We start from the raw sequence: 17,792 nt of genomic DNA, 5'->3' as shown, positions 1-17,792 counted from the left end.
CTGTTCATATATATTAAATAATATTCTTTATTATTTGAATTTTATAATAGCATTTTCTGCTTCTGTAAACATTTCTTCTATAATATCCTTGCAACATTGTTCTTTTTTTACAAGACCTGCAATTTGACCTGCCATAATAGATCCCATCTCAATATCGCCTTCTCTTGCTGCTCTAGGTAGACATCCTCGTCCGAGTTCCTCTAAAGCCTCTATTGAAGCATTTTCCTTTTCAAGCTTTTGAAATTGTCTTGATAACTTATTTTTCAATACCCTAATAGGGTGACCTGTTGATCTTCCTGTAACTACAGAATCTATATCCTTTGCTGATATAATCTTCCTTTTGTAATTTTCATGTATTGTACATTCATTTGCTACTAAAAATCTTGTTCCTACTTGAATTCCCTGTACCCCAAGCATAAAGGCTGCTGCAACACCACGTCCATCACCAATTCCACCTGCTGCAATTACTGGGATACTAACTCCATCAACAACTTGAGGAACTAGTGACATTGTCGTAAGTTCTCCAATATGTCCGCCTGATTCACAACCTTCGGCAATAACTGCATCTGCTCCTGCTCTCTCCATACGTTTAGCGAGTGCTACTGACGCTACTACTGGAATTACTTTAATTCCGTGTGCCTTCCAAAGTTCCATGTATTTACCTGGATTTCCGGCCCCTGTAGTAACTACTTTAACTCCTTCTTCGCATACAAGATGTGCAATCTCTTCTGCATTATCACTTAAAAGCATTATGTTTACGCCAAAAGGTTTATCTGTTAGCTGCTTTGCTTTTCTAATTTCATCTCTTATATAATCAACTGGTGCATTGGCTGCGGCGATTATACCTAAGCCCCCAGCATTAGATACTGCTGATGCTAAGCTACTGTCTGCAACCCAAGCCATTCCACCTTGTATTATTGGATATTTTACACCTAAATCTTTAAAAAATACGGAATTAAACATTTTACCCCTCCTTGATTCCTTAAAAACATATAGTTAGAGTCAGATGATTATAGAAAAAAGCATATATTACTAAAAGAACATTTCATGTAATATATGCCTTTTGACATACTCAAGTAAATTAAATTTTAATGTACTTGGTAGATCATCTCTCTAACCATCTAACCCTTAATTTTATTATTTAAGTTTTTCTTCTATATATTTAACAATTCCTTTTACATCTTTAATGTTTTCTATATCTTCATTGGGTATTTCTATTTCAAAAGCTTCTTCAAGTGACATAACTATTTCAAATATTTCAAGAGAATCTACACCTAAATCATCTGCAAATTTTGCCTCCATTTTAACCTCTGCCTCGTCTATTCCTAATTGTTCAACTATTACACTTTTAACTTTTTCAAATACCATTATTAATTCCTCCTAATATTTTATTTACTAATTGTCCATTCTATTAATGAAGCTCCGTAGGTTAATCCACCACCAAAGCCTACAAGTATAATTTTATCTCCAGCTTTCAATAAGTTCTTTTTATTCATTTCGTCTAAAGCTATGGCTATACTTGCTGCTGAAGTATTCCCATATCTATCTAGATTCACAAAAAACTTATCTTTGTCAGCCTTCAATTTTTTAACAACAAACTCTATTATTCTGTAATTTGCTTGATGGCAAACCACATACTTAATATCATCTAACGTAAGGTCATTTTCCATTAAGATTTTATTTGTACTACTTGCAATAGTTTTCACTGCAAACTTAAAAATCTCTTTACCATCCATGCCTATTATTGCTTTAAAATTTTCAGTTCCCTTTGTAAAAGTATTTTTTACATCTACAGTTGGGCAAGTTAAAAATCTTGCCTTTTTACCTTCTGAAGCTGAATTTATAGAAATAATTCCTCTTTTAGTACCTACCTCAAGTATTGCAGCACCTGCCCCATCTCCAAAGAGTATACAAGTGTTTCTATCTGTCCAATCAACAATTTTCGACAGTACCTCAGCGCCTATTATTAATGCTCTTTTTCGCTGACCTGTTTTAAGGAATTGCATTGCTATATTAAGTGCAAATATAAATCCTGTACATGCTGCTGATATATCAAAAGCCATAGCATTATCTGCCCCAATATTTCCTTGAACTATACATGCTGTGGCTGGAACAAATTGATCTGGTGATGTACTTGCAACAATTATCAAATCTATATCTTCAGCTTTAACATTTGCATCCTTTAATGCTTCGAATGCGGCTTTTGTAGCTAAGTCAGATGTGTTTTCACCAGTAGATATATGTCTTTCCTTTATACCTGTCATAGTAAATATCCATTCATCAGAAGTATCTACAATTTCTGATAATTGATTATTTGTCATTATGTTTAGAGGTGCATAACTTCCTGTACCAATTATTTGTACCTCATTCATACTTATTCCCCCTTTCAACTAACTTTATAGTTTGTATTTTTCTCTGAAGAAAGCATTTAATTTTTCTAAAGATTTTATCAATACCTCTTCCTCTTCCTCACTTAGACAATCTATAGTTGCATGCACCATATGAGAATGAAATTTATCATGTATTCTATAGGCGAGTTTGCCTTTTCTAGTAAGTGCAATCATTACTGACCTTCTATCTTCTTCCCCTCTTTTTCTATCAACATAACCTTTTTTCAACAGTTTATTGATAGCCGTTGTAAGAGTCCCTACAGTGATTCTAAGATCCTGAGCTACCTGTGACATAGTTCTGTACTTGTACATTCCTATTGCATCAATAGTATGTATTTCAGTTACAGTTATATCTTTAAGTAGACCTTCTTTAAGTGCCTGCTGTTCTATCTGTGATATATCGCTAAAGGACTCTACTAAAAGTTCATTTACAACCCCAACAGATTTCCTCATATTTATCACCATTTCCCATACTTCGATTTTCAGATACTTTAAATTACATATACTTTGATAATCAAAGTATATCTATGAGATGGTTATTTGTCAATATTTTTACCATAAATTTGAATAATTTTACACAAAATTCAAACATATAAAACTAAAGGATACATTCTGCCTCTGTCACTAGTTCATTCATAAGTTCTTTAACGGTCACAATTTTATTCACTTTATATGCATTGCTTCCCACAAAAATAAGACCCTTATCTAAGTTACCTGTTACTGCTTGTATTAACGCTTCTGTAATACAATAAGGTGTTGTTTTAGGATTACATTCCTTTATGCATAAATAGCATTTATTTACTTTGCAACCCTTTTCTATAACATCCTTCATAAACTTATTGTTAAGAGCTCTTCCTGGCATACCTACAGGACTCTTTACTATCTTTATGTCCTCTTGTTTTGAATTAATATATGCCATTTTAAAAGCTAAACTAGCATCACATTCATCAGTAGCTACAAATCTCGTTGCCATTTGCACACCCGCAGCCCCAATTTTTATAAACCCAGCAATATCTGCTCCAGTAAAAACTCCGCCAGCAGCTACTACAGGAATTTTTTTATTATACTTTTCTTCAAAAGGCTTAATTGCTTCAATAACTTCTTTAACTATTTCCTTTAAGTCTTGTGTTTGTTTTTCCACTAATGATTCCATAGAGAAACCAAGATGTCCCCCGGCCTCAGGGCCTTCAACAACAATTAAATCTGCGGCACAATTGTTTTTTCTATCCCACATTTTTGATATAACTGTAGCTGCCTTTGCTGATGATACTATAGGTGCAATCATAGTATTAAATCCTTTTGCTACTTTAGGTAAATTAAGTGCAAGACCTGCACCAGATATTATTAAATCTATACCTTCTTCTAAAGCAACTGTTGCTAATTCATCATAATTATTCATAGCTACCATGATATTTATCCCAATTATTCCCTTAGGACTTAATTCTCTAGCGCGTCTAATTTCATTTCTCAGTGCTCTTTTGTTTGCTTCCTTTGCATTGGTTGCAAAGTCCTTTTCTCTATATCCAATTTGAGCAGTAGATATTATCCCAATTCCGCCTTCATTGGCAACGGCTGATGCTAGGCCTGATAGAGATACCCCTACCCCCATACCGCCTTGAATTATAGGAATACTTGCTATTAATTCTCCAATTTTTAAAGGAGGTAACTTCATAATTATCCTCTCCCTTTGCTTAGATTTTCAACTAGTTTGATAGTCAAAGTATATATATTTTTGTAATCTATGTCAAGATAAAAAAATCTTGTAACTGTTTCCTATACCCTTTTGATAATATAGTTTTATATATCCATACTATATAGTATTTACTATGTTTTAAGAATTATTTACTTATTTAACGATATTTTGTAATTAAAGAAATGGGCATACTTCACCAATTACTAAAACTCTTATTGGTATAAAATAACCCTTAAATAAATACAATATAAATAACTGTAATTCAAATATAACAAATTATTACTGAGAACTCTATTAAAATAATCATAGAAAGGAAGATAAAATATGTTTAATATCTTTAAGGTAGACGGTAAAAAAAATGTTGTTGCTCTTATTGTTAGTGTTTTGTTAGCACAAGGTGTAGGTCTTTTAAGTGGATTTTTGAGTATGAACTCATCAAACGCCTATGAAAATTTTAATAAACCTGCATTTTCACCTCCCGGATGGGTTTTCCCTGTAGTATGGACAATACTATTCTTTTTAATGGCTATAGCCGCTTATAGAATTTGGATGAAAGGCAAATCAGGCGAGGATGTAAAAAAAACATTAACTTTATATGGAATACAGTTATTTTTAAATTTTCTTTGGTCTATTATATTTTTTAGATTTAGACTATATGCAATAGCTTTTTTAGAGTTACTTCTACTATTAGTATTTATTCTTTTAACTACTTTTGAGTTTTATAGGATAGACAAACCTGCAGCTTATCTTATGATTCCATATATTGCTTGGGTGTCCTTTGCTGGAGTTTTAAATTATGCTATATGGATACTTAATTAAGCATACATTATTTATATTATAAATTAGGTGTTGTTATGTTCTCTAATTCGTTTATGGTATAATAATTCTTTAATTAATTTAAACTTATAAGAAATTAAGATGTTTTTTATATAATATGGAGCTTTGAGTTGTAACATAAAAGAATTTTAGGAGGACATATGAATTCAATTTATAAAGTAAAACAAATAACAAGTCTATATGATAGTTGTAATAAGTGTGGTTTGCCTATTATAAATTGCATTTGTGATAAATCATCTAAAATAAAAACTTATGTTAAGATTTGGATTCTGTCTACGGAAAAAGAATTTTATAGGGCCTCTAATACAGCAAGACTATTGGAGATAATTAATCCAACTTCAACAGAGATTTTTCTTTGGGAAAGAACAAAGATACCTGAAAAGTTAGTATCAAATTTAATTAATGAACTATATGAACCCTTCTTACTTTTTCCTATAGAAAATTCTGAAACTGCGATCCGAAAAGTTGAATATAAAAATACAGGGAAAATTCCTGCATTTATTATTATAGATGGTACATGGAAGGAAGCCCGAAAAATATTTAGGAGAAGTGCCTATCTAGATAATATACCGATTATTTCATTAGAGCCGGATTTTAAATCTAAATATGATTTAAGAAGAGGTGTGCAGGATGGTAATCTATGCACAATCGAATCGGCAATAGAAATATTAAAAATAAGTGGTGAGGTTGAAAATTCACAAATAGTAGATGAGTTTTACAATTTATTTTTAAAGAGCTATAAGGCTGGGTTAAGTGGCCACAAACTTTCTAATAAAAATTAATTTTTGCCAACAAAGGATGGCAAAAATTAATTATTATGCTATCTAAGATAATTATATTATAAACTTATCTTAAAGTAGCGTTTCTCATAGCTATATGAAAATCTTTATCATTAGACTGCTGATCTTTAATTTTTTGTTTACCTTCCTCAATAAATTGAGAATCATTTGGAGATAACATATATAAAACTTCTTCAAGTTGACCAACATGCCTTTTTTCTTCATTTGCAATTTCTTGCAAAACCTTTTTTACCCTTTCATCAGCTGTAGACATAACATGAGCTTCATAAACGATAACTGCTTCAATTTCACCAGCAATATCTACTCTAATCGCCTGTGCTAACTCTTTATCTGACATTTGTTTTGGTACATTTGCAATGAATGGATTTCCTAATAACGCCATTTTTTATTCCTCCTTTTAGATGTTTATTCTATTTTTAGCTTTATAATAAAATATTATTCATTTATATATTTAGATAAAGATTAAAATGAAAAACTATGTTATTATATTTTTGACTACATCATGTAATTGATTTAAGTAGTTGTGTAGTTTTGATTTATTATAAGTATTATAGTTTCTTATGTAAATCAACTAAAGTCTAGTTATGATTGGAGTATCTCAGATGAAAAGATTTAAAAAATTTTATATAGAAATCACAAATGTATGTAATCTTTCCTGCAATTTTTGCCCTAAAACATGTAGAGAACCTGAATTTATGAAATTAGATACCTTCATCAAAATATTAGATCAAATAAAACCACATACAGATTATATATATTTTCATGTTAAAGGTGAACCTCTTCTACATCCTAAACTGGATGAACTCTTAGATATAAGCTATGAAAAAGGTTTTAAGGTTAACATAACCACAAATGGAACCCTAATAAGCAAAGTTCAAAACAAAATAATGCTGAAACCTTCACTAAGACAAATTAATTTCTCCTTACACAGTTTCGATGGAAATGAAGGTGCTTCTAATAAAGATGAATATATTAATAATATTATTTCCTTTGTTAAACAATCTATAAATAAAACAGATACTTTATTTTCTTTAAGATTATGGAATTTAGATAAGGATAATACTACAAATATTAAGGCTAAGAAAAATCGTGACTTACTTTCTGTAATTGAAACTGCATTCAATTTCTCTTATAAAATTGAAGAAAAAATACTCCCAGGTAGGGGTATTAAAATCAAAGACAAATTATATTTAAATCAAGATCATGAATTTCAGTGGCCAGATTTATTAGCCGCAGAAGATAATAGCCCCGGTTTTTGTTATGGTCTTCGCAACCAAGTAGCCATATTAGTAGATGGAACAGTAGTCCCTTGTTGCCTTGATGGAGAAGGTATAATTAATCTAGGCAATATTCATAAAACAAACTTTTCACAAATAATTGAAAGTGATAGGGCTAATAACATTTTTAATGGATTTTCGAGACGAGAAGTAGTTGAAGAGTTATGTAGAAAGTGCGGATACAGAAAAAAGTTTAACGACATTTCAGAAGGAAAACCTACTACTTTTTAAGTTACAGTTCCATACTATAATAAAAATAAAACTTTAGTAGACGTATAAATTTCCTTCTGAAGTCGTTAATATTGCAGCACCGCAGGTGATGATTTAACGAAATTTAAAAACACATGCCAACTTTCACAAGTGGCATGTGTTTTTTATTATGTTGTCATATTCGCTGCTTGTTCTTTTCTTTCTTGTATAAATTTTTGTGCCTTATCCGCATGTCCTTTCATTAATATGGATGTAAACAAAAACACAAATAATATTATTGCAAGCACTGTCACGTCTTTTGTAAACACTCCATAGTCAACACCTGATATTGCTTCTCTTAATCCAGATACTGCATACGTAAATGGCATAAATGGATTTAAAACCTTAAACAATTTAGGTACAATTTCTATTGGGAATGTACCAGCGCAAGAAGTTAGTTGAAGAATTAACAATATAATTGACAATAATCTTCCTACTTGCCCAAGCAGGAATACCATACATTGAATAATTGCTATAAATACACAAGATAAGAAAATATTAAATAAGAAATACAACAATACATTTTGAGGTCTAAGCCCTAATAACATTACAGCTCCACTTGCAAGTACTGCTTGCATAAATCCTATTGCCCCATATGATAAGAATTTACCAGCTACTACAGAAGCTGGGCTTGCTGCAATGTCTTCATCTACCTTATCCGTAATTACAAAGAACATCATTAAAGCACCTACCCATAATGATAATGGAATGAAATATGGGGTAAACCCTTCACCATAAGTTTTAACAGAATTTATTGGCTTTTGATTAATAACTACCGGCTCTGAGAATGTGTTTGCCATAGTTTTACTGTCATTTTTTAAACTACCGTTAAGGTCATTATACCCTTGTGTAGTCTTTACATTAAGTTCCATAGAACCATCAGCTAATTTTATCATTCCATTATCTAATTTATTAGCACCATCATATAGCTTATTTACACCGTCTTTTAACTCTGGTAATTTCCCATTTAAAGTACTAATTCCTTGTGTAAGTTGCTCTGAACCTGCACTTAGTTTTGATGTTCCATCTGCTAGAGCTGGCATCTTTTGATTAAGCTTTTCAAGCCCTCCTAATAAAGCCACTGAACCTACAGTTAACTTTGAAACACCCTCCGTTAAAGCTGGAACTTTATCATTAATTTGTGAAAGTCCGTTTCCAAATTCACCATTCATAGCTAAATATAGATTATCAAGACCCCCGCTAATTTGATTTGCTGCAACAACTGCTGTACCTGTCTTTTGCGAAAATGTTCCAGCCCCTTTTGAAAACTGATCTGCACCTACTGCAAAAGTAGCAGCGCTTTGTTCAAATTTTTGCGAACCGCTTATAAAATCTGAGGAACCCTCTTGAAGTTGCGTAACTCCTTCTGATTCTTTATGGGCCCCAGTTCGAAGTTCACTCATCATAGCTAGGTTATTTTCATCTGTAAATGCTTTATTTAATGAAGCTAGTGTAGATAAAAAGCCTTGCATATTTGCATCTTTCCTTGCATCTGGATTGGCTTTTAAATATGCTTCCAGCTGAGAATCTACCGCTTGCTGCAATGATGTTTGAGATTTTTTAGTGTTATCTACTAAAACATCAACTCCAGTCGCAACTTTTAAACTTCCATCTTTAAGACCACTTATTCCTACTTTCATTTGATCATATCCTACGATAAGTCTCCCTGAGCCATCTGTAAGCAGTTTTGAGCCATCATTTAAACTATTTGATGCATCTGCTAACTGAGTTACTCCCCCTTTAGCATCCTCCAGTCCCTTAGCAAGTTGTGCTGCTCCATCCTTAAGTTTACCAGTTGAAGGTACAATTTGAGTTTTATATGCCTCACTCAGCGTTTGCACCCCTGCTGCCATAGTTGGTACTTGATTATTAAGTTGCAACAACCCATTATTTAGCTGATCTGATCCACCATAAAGCTGATTTACTCCACTTACCATTGTAGGTACTTGAGCTTTAAGCTCTCCTAGTTTACTAGTTAATGTATTAGAACCCACTAATAATTTACCTACACCATCTACCATTTGTGGAACATTACCATTAAGCTTTCCTGCTCCATCTTTTAACTTACTCGTACCATCTTTTGTGGTAATCAAACCGTCAGCGAGAGATTTAGTTCCATCAGAAGCTTTTTTCATACCATCTTTAATTACATATAAACTGTCAAATACTGCTGTTGTATATTCCTTAGTCATATTTTTGGTTAGTTCTGATTTAATCTGATCTAAAACTTTACCATTTATTTGTGCTGCTAAAAAATTTTTCTTTTCATTTGCACTATATAATATAGTAGCTTGCTCTGGTTTTCCATTAGTTGAACTTAAAGCATTTTTTGAAAAATCTTCAGGAATTATGAACATAGCATAATAGTCCTTACCCTTAACCCCATCTTCAGCTTGTTTTTTTGTAACAAACTTCCAACCTACTGCTTGTTTCTCTTTAAGATTATTTACTAAATCTTGCCCATAATTAACTTTTGCTCCGTCCTTTATACTTCCTTTATCTTGGTTAACTACAGCAACTGGCATATCCTTAATCCTTGCATATGGGTCCCAAAACGCATCAAGATAAAGTAAACTATACAAAAGTGGAACTATAATAATTGCTATTACTGATACCCGTATAAATCTATTTCTAAATATGCTTGAAATATCTCTCCCAGCTACTTTTAAAAAATTCATATTATCACCTTGTCCTTTATAAATAATTATTTCATATAAAAATTTTAATTAATATAATTTCTCGACTGACTGGTCAGTATATATTTATTTTACATTATTTTTTTATAAAGTCAACAAGTTTTTTAAATTAAAAAACAGCAAGATATTCTACATAATGTAGAATTATCTTACTGTTTTCTATTTTATTCCATATAATAAGTGTTCCATGAAATTATCGGTAATTTCATCCAACTTCATGCTATCATTTTTAATAACATTATAAACCGCAGCTGATACTAAAGTGCCAAAATATGAAAATGTTAAAAAAGAGGAATCGCATTTTTTTATAGCTCCATCTTCCATAGCCTTAATTAAAAAATTTTCAATGTCTTCCATATACACCTTTAGTAACTCTCTTAGTTCAAAATGTCTTATTTTCCCTCCCCATACTTGGCTCATTATAACCTTAAATAAATCTCTATTTTCATATACCAATTTTAATTGATCCCTGCTTAATTCTCTTAACTTAAAATCATAGTCGCCATCCCCTGTATTAATACTTTCTATTTGCTGCCTTAGCAAACTGACGCCCTCAGTGATTATGTATTTAAAAACCTCATCCTTACTTTTAAAGTAATAGTAAACTGTACCTTTAGCTACTCCAGCAGTTGTTGAAATCTCATCCATAGTAGCTCCGTCATATCCATTCGTAGAAAAGATTTTAATTGCGGACTCAAATATATCCCTTTTGGTTTTATTCATTATCTCACCCCAAGTTATCAATAAGTTTATCTTATCTTGTTATTTTAATCTTAAGATTAAATTTCCAACTTTTATTTTCCATTTATTAAAATATACAATAGACTATATAAAATGTCTATTGTTAGTTTATACCTTCATGGAATATATATCTATATCGAAAATGAATATAAATTTAAAAATAACATGGTTTAATATAGTAATAATGGATATACTATGGTATATAGGTTCAAAAATTAACGATTAAAGGGTGATAATATGAGAATACCAAATCATATCGGAATAATTCCGGATGGAAATAGAAGATGGTCTGTAGATAACGGTTTATCAAAAGACAAAGGATATACCTTCGGACTAGACCCTGGTCTGGCTTTGTATAAGATTTGTAAAAGTATGGGTGTAAAAGAAATAACTTATTATGGTTTTACAACTGATAATACAAAAAGGCCAGCTCTTCAGCGAGAGGCTTTTGCTAAAGCTTGCGTTGATGCAGTAAAGCTTTTAAGTACACAGGATGCTGATTTATTAGTAGTAGGAAATAGTGACTCACCTATGTTTCCTAAAGAACTAATTCCTTACACCACCAGAAAAACCTTTGGGAAAGGTGGTATAAAACTAAACTTTCTTGTTAATTATGGTTGGGAATGGGACCTAAGTAATTTAGATCAAAACAAAAGTAGTAAAAGAAGCAATATAATTAATTGCATAAAAACAAATGATATTTCTAAAGTAGATTTAATTATTCGTTGGGGTGGAAGAAGGCGTCTTAGTGGATTTTTGCCTTTACAATCAATATATTCGGACTTTTATGTTATAGATGACTTTTGGCCTGATTTTAAACCTGAACATTTATTAAATGCTCTAAATTGGTATAATGATCAAGATTTAACTCTTGGTGGTTAATTCATCTCTTATAGAGCTGTTAATTCATCTCTTATAGAGCTGTTAATTCATCTCCTACGGAGCTGTCATTATTTTATTGTTTTTAAATAGATATATGTTCTAAAATAACTGTGTCTATTTTTTTTTGCCATAAAATGTGTTATTATTGAGTAAATATTGTATGCTTTTTATTTTTAAAAGAGCAATTTTATTTTATATTTTAAAGGAGTTATTTATGGTTAATGAAAAAATAAATTGTACTAAATGTATATATTACTATATTACTTGGGATCCATCCTTCCCTAAAGGTTGTAAGTTTTATGGTTTCAAATCTTCAAATTTACCTTCCATATTAGTAAAGCAGTCCTCTGGAATGGCCTGTGGCAAGTATACCCCAAAATACTAGTCTATAAACTTTTTGTTTTGCACAACAATCTCAGACGCATAGGACTTTATTTCCTCTTCACTTAGAGTTCCATCTTCATTAAATCCTGTAACTATTGTAGGTATATTTACTAACATACTTTCTACATCTTCAAGTTTATCATGACTATCTAATACTCTAAATTTTTCAAATTGTACATTACTTAATCCTCTACCATTTATTCTTCTCAAAATCCATCCCTCCTTTAAATAATAAGTGTATCAATATGCATTTGCTTATATAATTCTTCATTACTATTTTTTTTATGCACTTCAATATTATTTTGCCGAAAGAGTTGATTTTTTATTCAAAAAAAGACGCCTATTAAGCGTCTATAGAATTGTTTTTAGTTAATGAATTTATTAAGTATATCTGCTTTAAATTTTTCGAGTCCTATTCTTAAAATAAAATCCCCTAGTTTTTCTCCCATGTTTCCATTAGCCTTATAATATTTTATTAAAATATCAACTACAAGTAATACCTGTTCCTCTGTCAAATTATCTGCAATAATTTCAGCTACCCTAGGTGTAAATCCTCCACTACCACCTGCAACTATCATGTACCCCTCTTTGTGACCTATTACGCCTAAATCCCTAGCGTAAACACTAGTGCAGGCATTTTTACAACCAGCCACTCCGATTTTTGTTCTGCAAGGCATCTCCATGCCATGGTAGCGTTTATCTAAAATCATTCCAATTTTCAAGGAATTTTGTTTCGCTCTTTTACAAAACGCTGCTGGACACATGTGAACGTTTTTTACAGAATTTAATGATTTAACAGCTGGCTGCATCCCTAACTCTTCCCAAACTTTAACAACGTCCTGCGCTTCTAATCCTAATATTGCAATTCTCTGACCTGAGGTCATTTTTAAAATTCCTTTATATTTTTGTGCTACCTCAGCTATTTTAGAAAGTTGTTTTGAGGTTATAAATCCTCCAGGAATATGAGGTGTTACAGCATAAGTTCTTTTTCCATCCCTTACCTTTTGAAGTACAGCATGTTTAGGTTGTTCCATTAAATCTCCTCCTATTCCATGGGAAATCTAACAACTAATAGCTATTATGCCCCCATTATATTTACTTTCGTATAATTTGATTTACTCCAATTATACCACTATTTTCTAAGCCCCTAATGAATTTATAGGTATATTCCTCATTAGAATTTTCAACAAATGCTTTAGTCATTGCAAACCTAAGTTTATAAAATATATTTACATCACCGTTTACCATTTCCCAATAATTTTTATGGATACAACTTGTAGTTTCCCATTCATATATATCAGCTTCTGATTTAATAAGTCTTGTTGCTCTATCACAAGGCATACCTTCTAACAAATAATTATTAAGATTTTTAAATACCTCTTCTGGGCTTCCTGGTATTTCTTTTAATTTAAAATTTTCCCCAACAATTTTACCTTGCATAGCAAAACATTCCTTAGCGATAACTTCTGCCTCTTGTCCATATTTCTTAATCATTTCTGTTATTATAAATGCTGTTCTAGTTTCTACTTTGATGATTTTATCTTGTAACCAGCCATGTATATTTGATACATCAATTATCTCCTCTATATTTTTCGTGGTATCTATTGGACTTCCGTAAGCTTCGGATTTTATTGCTATATCTTTTGCAACGTCACCGTATTTATCTATATAAACTTTTTTTAAGTTTTTCTCTAAATCCTCTGCTAATAAAATTTTATCAAATAACCATGTGTGAATAGGTGCTAAAAATGCGCTCATTATTATTCCTCCAATATCTATTTATTCTTTTTATATGCAAATCTATAATTTCATAATACCCTAATTATCTTGTTATTACTGTACCCTATGTTACCATTTAGATATTATTACAAATTAATTACTATGGTAGATGCGATTAAGAATAAATCATTAAAAACAAAGAGAGCATTAAAGCTCTCTTTATTAAAACTAATAAAATAATTTAATTATTTAAAGGTTATTGCGGACTTACGTTTTTTCTTTTGCATATCAGAATCTTCAATAGTCTCTGGTTTTGTAGGTTTATTATCCTTTTCCTTTGCTGGTGTTTTCATTTCTTTATATGGCATAAAATCACCCCTTCATAAAGTATTTTTTACTTTAAAGATATTTTTATTCATATATTTTTTTCACTTTAAATATTTTTCAGGATTTATTGCTACACCATTTTCTCTTACCTCAAAATGCAAATGAGGTCCTGTGCTATTCCCGGTACTTCCTACTTCCCCTATTTTTGTGCCACTCTTTACCGCTTCACCTTTTTTTACGTTAATAACACTACAATGTGCATACGTAATTTCTATACCATCACCATGATCAATTTTTATTACATTGCCATACCCCTCTTCCCAACCGGCATAACAAACAACCCCATCTAGCGCAGCATTTATTGTTGAACCAGCATCAGCTGCTATATCAATTCCTTTATGCATTTTTCCCCAACGCATACCAAAATTCGAACTTATATTGCCTCTTGATGGGCTACTTATAGATGCCACTTGAAGTGTTGTTGATTTTTTAATTCCAACTAATACTTCTTTGTTTTGTGAGGGAGTTGTAATTTCTGATTTTAAAAACTTTTCAGAGATTATATTATTATTATATAATACTACCTGCGACGTTACCTTTTTAACTCCCTTAGAACCTTCACGTTCAACCTTATTTACACCAACCATTAGATCACTCGAGGATGTCATTATTGTAGTTGGGTATATAGTTTCTTCTGTGCTTTTATTTCCTACTGACTTAACAGTTATAATTGGTGTTTGTACTTTATTATTATATTTTATTACGTCTTTAACAATTTCAGAATTCACTTGTAGATTACTTATTTTAACTTTAACCGTTTCATAACTAATTTTATTTTCTATTTCTATTTTGCTAGGATTACCTATCTTGGCTTCCTTATAATAATAATCTTTTAAAGCCTTCAGAATTACTTCTCCTTGATTTACACTTTCCACATATGCCATTTTTTTATTATCCGATTTCATTAGAAACACATCCACTACTATATTGAAATTTTCAAGCATTTTCTTCTCTAGATTATCCCCGCTTATAAAAACATCCACATTATCCACTTTTACTTTACTTAAAGTAAAATCTTTTGTTGTAACAACTGTTTTATATTTGGATTTAATTTCACTTTGTAATTTTTTATATGTTCTATTAAATTCCATCTTACTCTTTACAAAGGTTATGGTATTAGTTCCTATAGAAACTTTGTAGCCATAAAACCTATATACATTGAAATACAAAATAGTTGCAGTAACCAAAAGCGTTGTAACTACCACATATATATTTGCTTTGTTTCGTTTTATACCATTCAATATTATACCTCCTGCATTATTACTTAATATGCCCTTAATATCAAATATTAACCATTATAGTATTATTTTTTTAAAATTGAACTTCGCACTATATGGTATACTATAGGTTGAATAATAAAATATATATAAACTTAAAATAGAAATTATAATTTATTGTGTATATTATATATATATACTTCTATACATAAATGTACGCCAACTTTAAATTTTAAAATCATGGTTTTATAATAAAAAGAAAGGTAGTGACCTTATGAGTACTTTCATGTTTAAAAATGAAAATTATAAATATACTCCTGTGAGTAATATTTTTATAGATAAATTTATGCCTAGAGCTAGAGGAGAATTCGTTAAAGTCTATCTTCTTGGGCTAAAATATTGTACCTCTGGAGAAATAGGTGCTACATCTTCAGTGATAGCAAATACACTTGGGCTTCTTGAAACTGATGTCGTTAATGCTTGGAACTACTGGAATGATGAGTGTATAATTAAAATGACTCCCATTGATAATATGGGTAACTTTAATATTGAATTCCTAGATTTATTAGATGTTCCTACTGAAAATACTCAAGGCATAAATTTACTTGAGGAATTAACCAATTCTTCAATAAAGGGTATGCTTCAAGATATTGAAAAGCTATTAGCCAAACCTTTGTCACCAAAAGAAATGACCATGTACCTAAGCTGGCAAAAGGATTATAATTTTCCACCAGAGCTAATACTACTTTTAATCCAATATTGTGTATCAAAAGGTAAAGTTGACTATAGATACATTGAAACCATTGCAATTGCATGGCATGATGCAAATATTAAAAATATTGAAGATGCTCAATCCTATATAAAAAAACATGAAGATAAATGGATAAATATTAGAAAAATTTTAAATTACCTAGGAATAAAAGCGCCAGATATAATGAAACCTCAAGAACAAATATTAGATAAATGGATTAATGTTTATAAATTCTCTCTAGAAATTATATTTAAAGCTTGCGATATTTGTTTTGATAGGCTTAACCGAGCTGATTTTAAATATATAGATGGAATTTTAAATAGTTGGTTTAAAGATGGCATAACTTCACTAGATGATATAGAGAAAAAAGATAAAAAACGATCCCTTACTACTAAACATAATACTGCTGGTGGCAAACCTGCCAAAGGAAGTTTTAATGATTATGAACAAAGAGCATATGACTTTGATGAACTAGAAAAAAAACTGCTAGGATGGGATAATAATGATTAAAGGATATCAAACAAAAATATTAGCTATATATGATGAAATAAGACAAACAGAAGAAGCTGACTTTAGAAAAAGAAAAGCCCACATAGAAAAAACTCATCCTGAAATTATTAAGCTAGATCAGACAATAGGTAAGTTATGTATTGAATTATCTATTAGTGCTCTGAAAAGTATTAATAATAGAGATCAATATTTACATGCTTTAAAAGAAAAAATAATGGATCTAAGAGTGAAAAAATCAGAACTATTAGTTTCTAATGGTTTTGATATGGAATACTTGAATTTGCATTATAGATGTAGTAAATGTCATGATACTGGTTTTATTATAAACACTAAATGCTCTTGTTTTAAACAAAAGATTATAGATGTTTATTACACCGGTTCTGAACTTCGCGGTATGTTAAAAACCCATAACTTTGATAATTTTAAATTGGATTTCTATCCTCCAAGGAAAAGTGAACTCCAATCGGAATCTCCAAGAAAAAACATAGAAAAGATTTTATCTAAATCTATGAGTTTTCTGAAAAATTTCGATACTACTGATGAAAACCTATTATTCTATGGAAGTTCTGGCACAGGGAAAACCTTTCTGTCACATTGCATAACAAAGGAATTAATTGATAAGGGCTCTTTTGTGGTATATAGGACTGCTGAAGAATTAATAAAAGCTTTAAAAGAAATTAGATTTAATAATGACAATTCTCTAGAGGAGCTACTAATAAATTGTGATCTACTTATTATAGATGATTTGGGTACTGAGCAACTTTCAGATTTTACTAAAGCTGAAATGTTTAACCTTCTTAATACCAAACTATTAAAACAAAAGAAAATGCTAGTATCAACTAATTTAACCCTTGAAAGTTTACTTAAGACCTATTCTGAAAGGATAACATCTAGATTAATTGGAAATTTTACACTTTGTAAATTTTTTGGAGACGATATAAGAATAAAGAAAAATCTAAGTAAATCAAAATAATAAAAAGATTTACTAATTATTTAAAGCACATATTCGTAAAACTTTTACGTGATATGTGCTTTTTAATAAGTTGAAGCATTCATTAATACTTTTTATAATTCTTTGCAAAATAAAAAAAATCCTAAACAAATGTTTAGGATTTTTTTGGAGCTAGCAATAGGAATTGAACCTACAACCTGCTGATTACAAGTCAGCTGCTCTACCGTTGAGCCATGCTAGCAGGAATATGGCGACCCAGAAGGGACTCGGACCCTCGACCTCTGCCGTGACAGGGCAGCACTCTAAC

The 17,792-nt window shown here is 30.8% G+C and carries 20 protein-coding genes and 1 tRNA gene; 7 read left to right on the top strand and 14 right to left on the bottom strand.

The features are described from left to right. Nucleotides 1–30: 30 nt before the first annotated feature. The 5 genes from fabK to VIM70_RS15495 all read right to left on the bottom strand — a co-directional run bounded on the left by fabK (nt 31) and on the right by VIM70_RS15495 (nt 4,062). Entirely contained in the window at nt 31–963 is a 933-nt protein-coding gene (gene fabK, locus VIM70_RS15515; protein ID WP_331946682.1) for an enoyl-[acyl-carrier-protein] reductase FabK, read from the bottom strand. A 174-nt stretch (nt 964–1,137) separates the two neighbouring features. Next, nucleotides 1,138–1,368: an acyl carrier protein gene (gene acpP / locus VIM70_RS15510; RefSeq protein WP_226125421.1), complete on the bottom strand. Its 231-nt coding sequence runs from the start codon at nt 1,366–1,368 to the stop codon at nt 1,138–1,140. A 20-nt stretch (nt 1,369–1,388) separates the two neighbouring features. Continuing rightward, entirely contained in the window at nt 1,389–2,372 is a 984-nt protein-coding gene (locus tag VIM70_RS15505; protein WP_331946681.1) for a beta-ketoacyl-ACP synthase III, read from the bottom strand. A 24-nt stretch (nt 2,373–2,396) separates the two neighbouring features. Continuing rightward, nucleotides 2,397–2,843: a MarR family winged helix-turn-helix transcriptional regulator gene (locus tag VIM70_RS15500; RefSeq protein WP_331946680.1), complete on the bottom strand. Its 447-nt coding sequence runs from the start codon at nt 2,841–2,843 to the stop codon at nt 2,397–2,399. A 145-nt stretch (nt 2,844–2,988) separates the two neighbouring features. Then, entirely contained in the window at nt 2,989–4,062 is a 1,074-nt protein-coding gene (locus tag VIM70_RS15495; RefSeq protein WP_331946679.1) for a nitronate monooxygenase family protein, read from the bottom strand. 345 nt (nt 4,063–4,407) lie between these two features. Here VIM70_RS15495 and VIM70_RS15490 point away from each other — a divergent pair, with 345 nt between their 5' ends. Together VIM70_RS15490 and VIM70_RS15485 are read left to right on the top strand one after the other, a co-directional pair. Next, entirely contained in the window at nt 4,408–4,902 is a 495-nt protein-coding gene (locus VIM70_RS15490; protein ID WP_331946678.1) for a TspO/MBR family protein, read from the top strand. 158 nt (nt 4,903–5,060) lie between these two features. Next, nucleotides 5,061–5,702 (top strand): tRNA-uridine aminocarboxypropyltransferase, encoded by a 642-nt coding sequence (locus tag VIM70_RS15485; protein WP_331946677.1) that lies wholly within the window; start codon nt 5,061–5,063, stop codon nt 5,700–5,702. 64 nt (nt 5,703–5,766) lie between these two features. On the opposite strand, the gene VIM70_RS15480 is transcribed toward VIM70_RS15485, so the two are convergent. Then, nucleotides 5,767–6,102, bottom strand: a complete 336-nt coding sequence (locus VIM70_RS15480) for a demethoxyubiquinone hydroxylase family protein (protein ID WP_331946676.1) — start codon at nt 6,100–6,102, stop codon at nt 5,767–5,769. A gap of 220 nt (nt 6,103–6,322) precedes the next feature. On the opposite strand from VIM70_RS15480, the gene VIM70_RS15475 reads away from it, so the two are divergent. Beyond that, a complete protein-coding gene (locus VIM70_RS15475) occupies nt 6,323–7,228 on the top strand; it encodes a radical SAM/SPASM domain-containing protein (RefSeq protein ID WP_331946675.1) in 906 nt (301 codons plus the stop codon). A gap of 146 nt (nt 7,229–7,374) precedes the next feature. Here VIM70_RS15475 and VIM70_RS15470 read toward each other — a convergent pair whose 3' ends face one another. Next, nucleotides 7,375–9,924 (bottom strand): YhgE/Pip domain-containing protein, encoded by a 2,550-nt coding sequence (locus tag VIM70_RS15470; protein ID WP_331946674.1) that lies wholly within the window; start codon nt 9,922–9,924, stop codon nt 7,375–7,377. Nucleotides 9,925–10,101: 177 nt separating this feature from the next. Beyond that, on the bottom strand, nt 10,102–10,665 hold the full coding sequence (locus VIM70_RS15465; protein WP_331946673.1) for a TetR/AcrR family transcriptional regulator: 564 nt from the start codon (nt 10,663–10,665) through the stop codon (nt 10,102–10,104). A 255-nt stretch (nt 10,666–10,920) separates the two neighbouring features. Here VIM70_RS15465 and VIM70_RS15460 point away from each other — a divergent pair, with 255 nt between their 5' ends. Together VIM70_RS15460 and VIM70_RS15455 are read left to right on the top strand one after the other, a co-directional pair. Next, nucleotides 10,921–11,565: an undecaprenyl diphosphate synthase family protein gene (locus VIM70_RS15460; protein ID WP_331946672.1), complete on the top strand. Its 645-nt coding sequence runs from the start codon at nt 10,921–10,923 to the stop codon at nt 11,563–11,565. Between the two features lie 214 nt (nt 11,566–11,779). After that, the gene (locus tag VIM70_RS15455) at nt 11,780–11,950 is read left to right on the top strand and encodes a uracil-DNA glycosylase (protein ID WP_331946671.1); all 171 of its coding nucleotides are present in this window, start codon (nt 11,780–11,782) and stop codon (nt 11,948–11,950) included. On the opposite strand, the gene VIM70_RS15450 is transcribed toward VIM70_RS15455, so the two are convergent. The 5 genes from VIM70_RS15450 to VIM70_RS15430 all read right to left on the bottom strand — a co-directional run bounded on the left by VIM70_RS15450 (nt 11,947) and on the right by VIM70_RS15430 (nt 15,296). Then, nucleotides 11,947–12,159 carry a hypothetical protein gene (locus tag VIM70_RS15450; protein WP_331946670.1) on the bottom strand — a complete coding sequence of 71 codons (213 nt, stop codon included), beginning with the start codon at nt 12,157–12,159 and terminating at the stop codon, nt 11,947–11,949. The two genes, VIM70_RS15455 and VIM70_RS15450, sit on opposite strands and share 4 nt — an antisense overlap. 155 nt (nt 12,160–12,314) lie before the next feature. After that, complete coding sequence (locus VIM70_RS15445; RefSeq protein ID WP_331946669.1) at nt 12,315–12,983, bottom strand: NAD(P)/FAD-dependent oxidoreductase; 669 nt, start codon at nt 12,981–12,983, stop codon at nt 12,315–12,317. 61 nt (nt 12,984–13,044) lie between these two features. Then, complete coding sequence (locus VIM70_RS15440; RefSeq protein WP_331946668.1) at nt 13,045–13,707, bottom strand: hypothetical protein; 663 nt, start codon at nt 13,705–13,707, stop codon at nt 13,045–13,047. 206 nt (nt 13,708–13,913) lie between these two features. After that, nucleotides 13,914–14,036: a hypothetical protein gene (locus tag VIM70_RS15435; protein ID WP_331946667.1), complete on the bottom strand. Its 123-nt coding sequence runs from the start codon at nt 14,034–14,036 to the stop codon at nt 13,914–13,916. Between the two features lie 60 nt (nt 14,037–14,096). Next, entirely contained in the window at nt 14,097–15,296 is a 1,200-nt protein-coding gene (locus VIM70_RS15430) for a peptidoglycan DD-metalloendopeptidase family protein (protein WP_331946666.1), read from the bottom strand. A gap of 250 nt (nt 15,297–15,546) precedes the next feature. Between VIM70_RS15430 and VIM70_RS15425 the strand changes: the two genes are divergently transcribed. Continuing rightward, nucleotides 15,547–16,533 carry a DnaD domain protein gene (locus tag VIM70_RS15425; protein ID WP_331946665.1) on the top strand — a complete coding sequence of 329 codons (987 nt, stop codon included), beginning with the start codon at nt 15,547–15,549 and terminating at the stop codon, nt 16,531–16,533. Further along, nucleotides 16,526–17,506, top strand: a complete 981-nt coding sequence (locus VIM70_RS15420) for an ATP-binding protein (RefSeq protein WP_331946664.1) — start codon at nt 16,526–16,528, stop codon at nt 17,504–17,506. Before VIM70_RS15425 ends, VIM70_RS15420 begins: the two co-directional genes overlap by 8 nt. 145 nt (nt 17,507–17,651) lie before the next feature. Here VIM70_RS15420 and VIM70_RS15415 read toward each other — a convergent pair. Continuing rightward, nucleotides 17,652–17,726: transfer RNA gene (locus tag VIM70_RS15415), tRNA-Thr, on the bottom strand. Between the last annotated feature and the right edge of the window lie 66 nt (nt 17,727–17,792).

The organism is Clostridium sp. (assembly GCF_036569345.1).
Lineage (GTDB): Bacteria > Bacillota > Clostridia > Clostridiales > Clostridiaceae > Clostridium_AD.
The sequence above is the reverse complement of the archived record's forward strand: the minus strand, read 5'-3'. Positions and strand labels throughout refer to the sequence as shown.

Bases quoted from the DNA above. Each gene is read 5' to 3' on its own strand.
- fabK (WP_331946682.1), bottom strand. From the start codon at position 963: ATGTTTAATTCCGTATTTTTTAAAGATTTAGGTGTAAAATATCCAATA.
- acpP (WP_226125421.1), bottom strand. From the start codon at position 1,368: ATGGTATTTGAAAAAGTTAAAAGTGTAATAGTTGAACAATTAGGAATA.
- VIM70_RS15505 (WP_331946681.1), bottom strand. From the start codon at position 2,372: ATGAATGAGGTACAAATAATTGGTACAGGAAGTTATGCACCTCTAAAC.
- VIM70_RS15500 (WP_331946680.1), bottom strand. From the start codon at position 2,843: ATGAGGAAATCTGTTGGGGTTGTAAATGAACTTTTAGTAGAGTCCTTT.
- VIM70_RS15495 (WP_331946679.1), bottom strand. From the start codon at position 4,062: ATGAAGTTACCTCCTTTAAAAATTGGAGAATTAATAGCAAGTATTCCT.
- VIM70_RS15490 (WP_331946678.1), top strand. From the start codon at position 4,408: ATGTTTAATATCTTTAAGGTAGACGGTAAAAAAAATGTTGTTGCTCTT.
- VIM70_RS15485 (WP_331946677.1), top strand. From the start codon at position 5,061: ATGAATTCAATTTATAAAGTAAAACAAATAACAAGTCTATATGATAGT.
- VIM70_RS15480 (WP_331946676.1), bottom strand. From the start codon at position 6,102: ATGGCGTTATTAGGAAATCCATTCATTGCAAATGTACCAAAACAAATG.
- VIM70_RS15475 (WP_331946675.1), top strand. From the start codon at position 6,323: ATGAAAAGATTTAAAAAATTTTATATAGAAATCACAAATGTATGTAAT.
- VIM70_RS15470 (WP_331946674.1), bottom strand. From the start codon at position 9,924: ATGAATTTTTTAAAAGTAGCTGGGAGAGATATTTCAAGCATATTTAGA.
- VIM70_RS15465 (WP_331946673.1), bottom strand. From the start codon at position 10,665: ATGAATAAAACCAAAAGGGATATATTTGAGTCCGCAATTAAAATCTTT.
- VIM70_RS15460 (WP_331946672.1), top strand. From the start codon at position 10,921: ATGAGAATACCAAATCATATCGGAATAATTCCGGATGGAAATAGAAGA.
- VIM70_RS15455 (WP_331946671.1), top strand. From the start codon at position 11,780: ATGGTTAATGAAAAAATAAATTGTACTAAATGTATATATTACTATATT.
- VIM70_RS15445 (WP_331946669.1), bottom strand. From the start codon at position 12,983: ATGGAACAACCTAAACATGCTGTACTTCAAAAGGTAAGGGATGGAAAA.
- VIM70_RS15440 (WP_331946668.1), bottom strand. From the start codon at position 13,707: ATGAGCGCATTTTTAGCACCTATTCACACATGGTTATTTGATAAAATT.
- VIM70_RS15435 (WP_331946667.1), bottom strand. From the start codon at position 14,036: ATGCCATATAAAGAAATGAAAACACCAGCAAAGGAAAAGGATAATAAA.
- VIM70_RS15425 (WP_331946665.1), top strand. From the start codon at position 15,547: ATGAGTACTTTCATGTTTAAAAATGAAAATTATAAATATACTCCTGTG.
- VIM70_RS15420 (WP_331946664.1), top strand. From the start codon at position 16,526: ATGATTAAAGGATATCAAACAAAAATATTAGCTATATATGATGAAATA.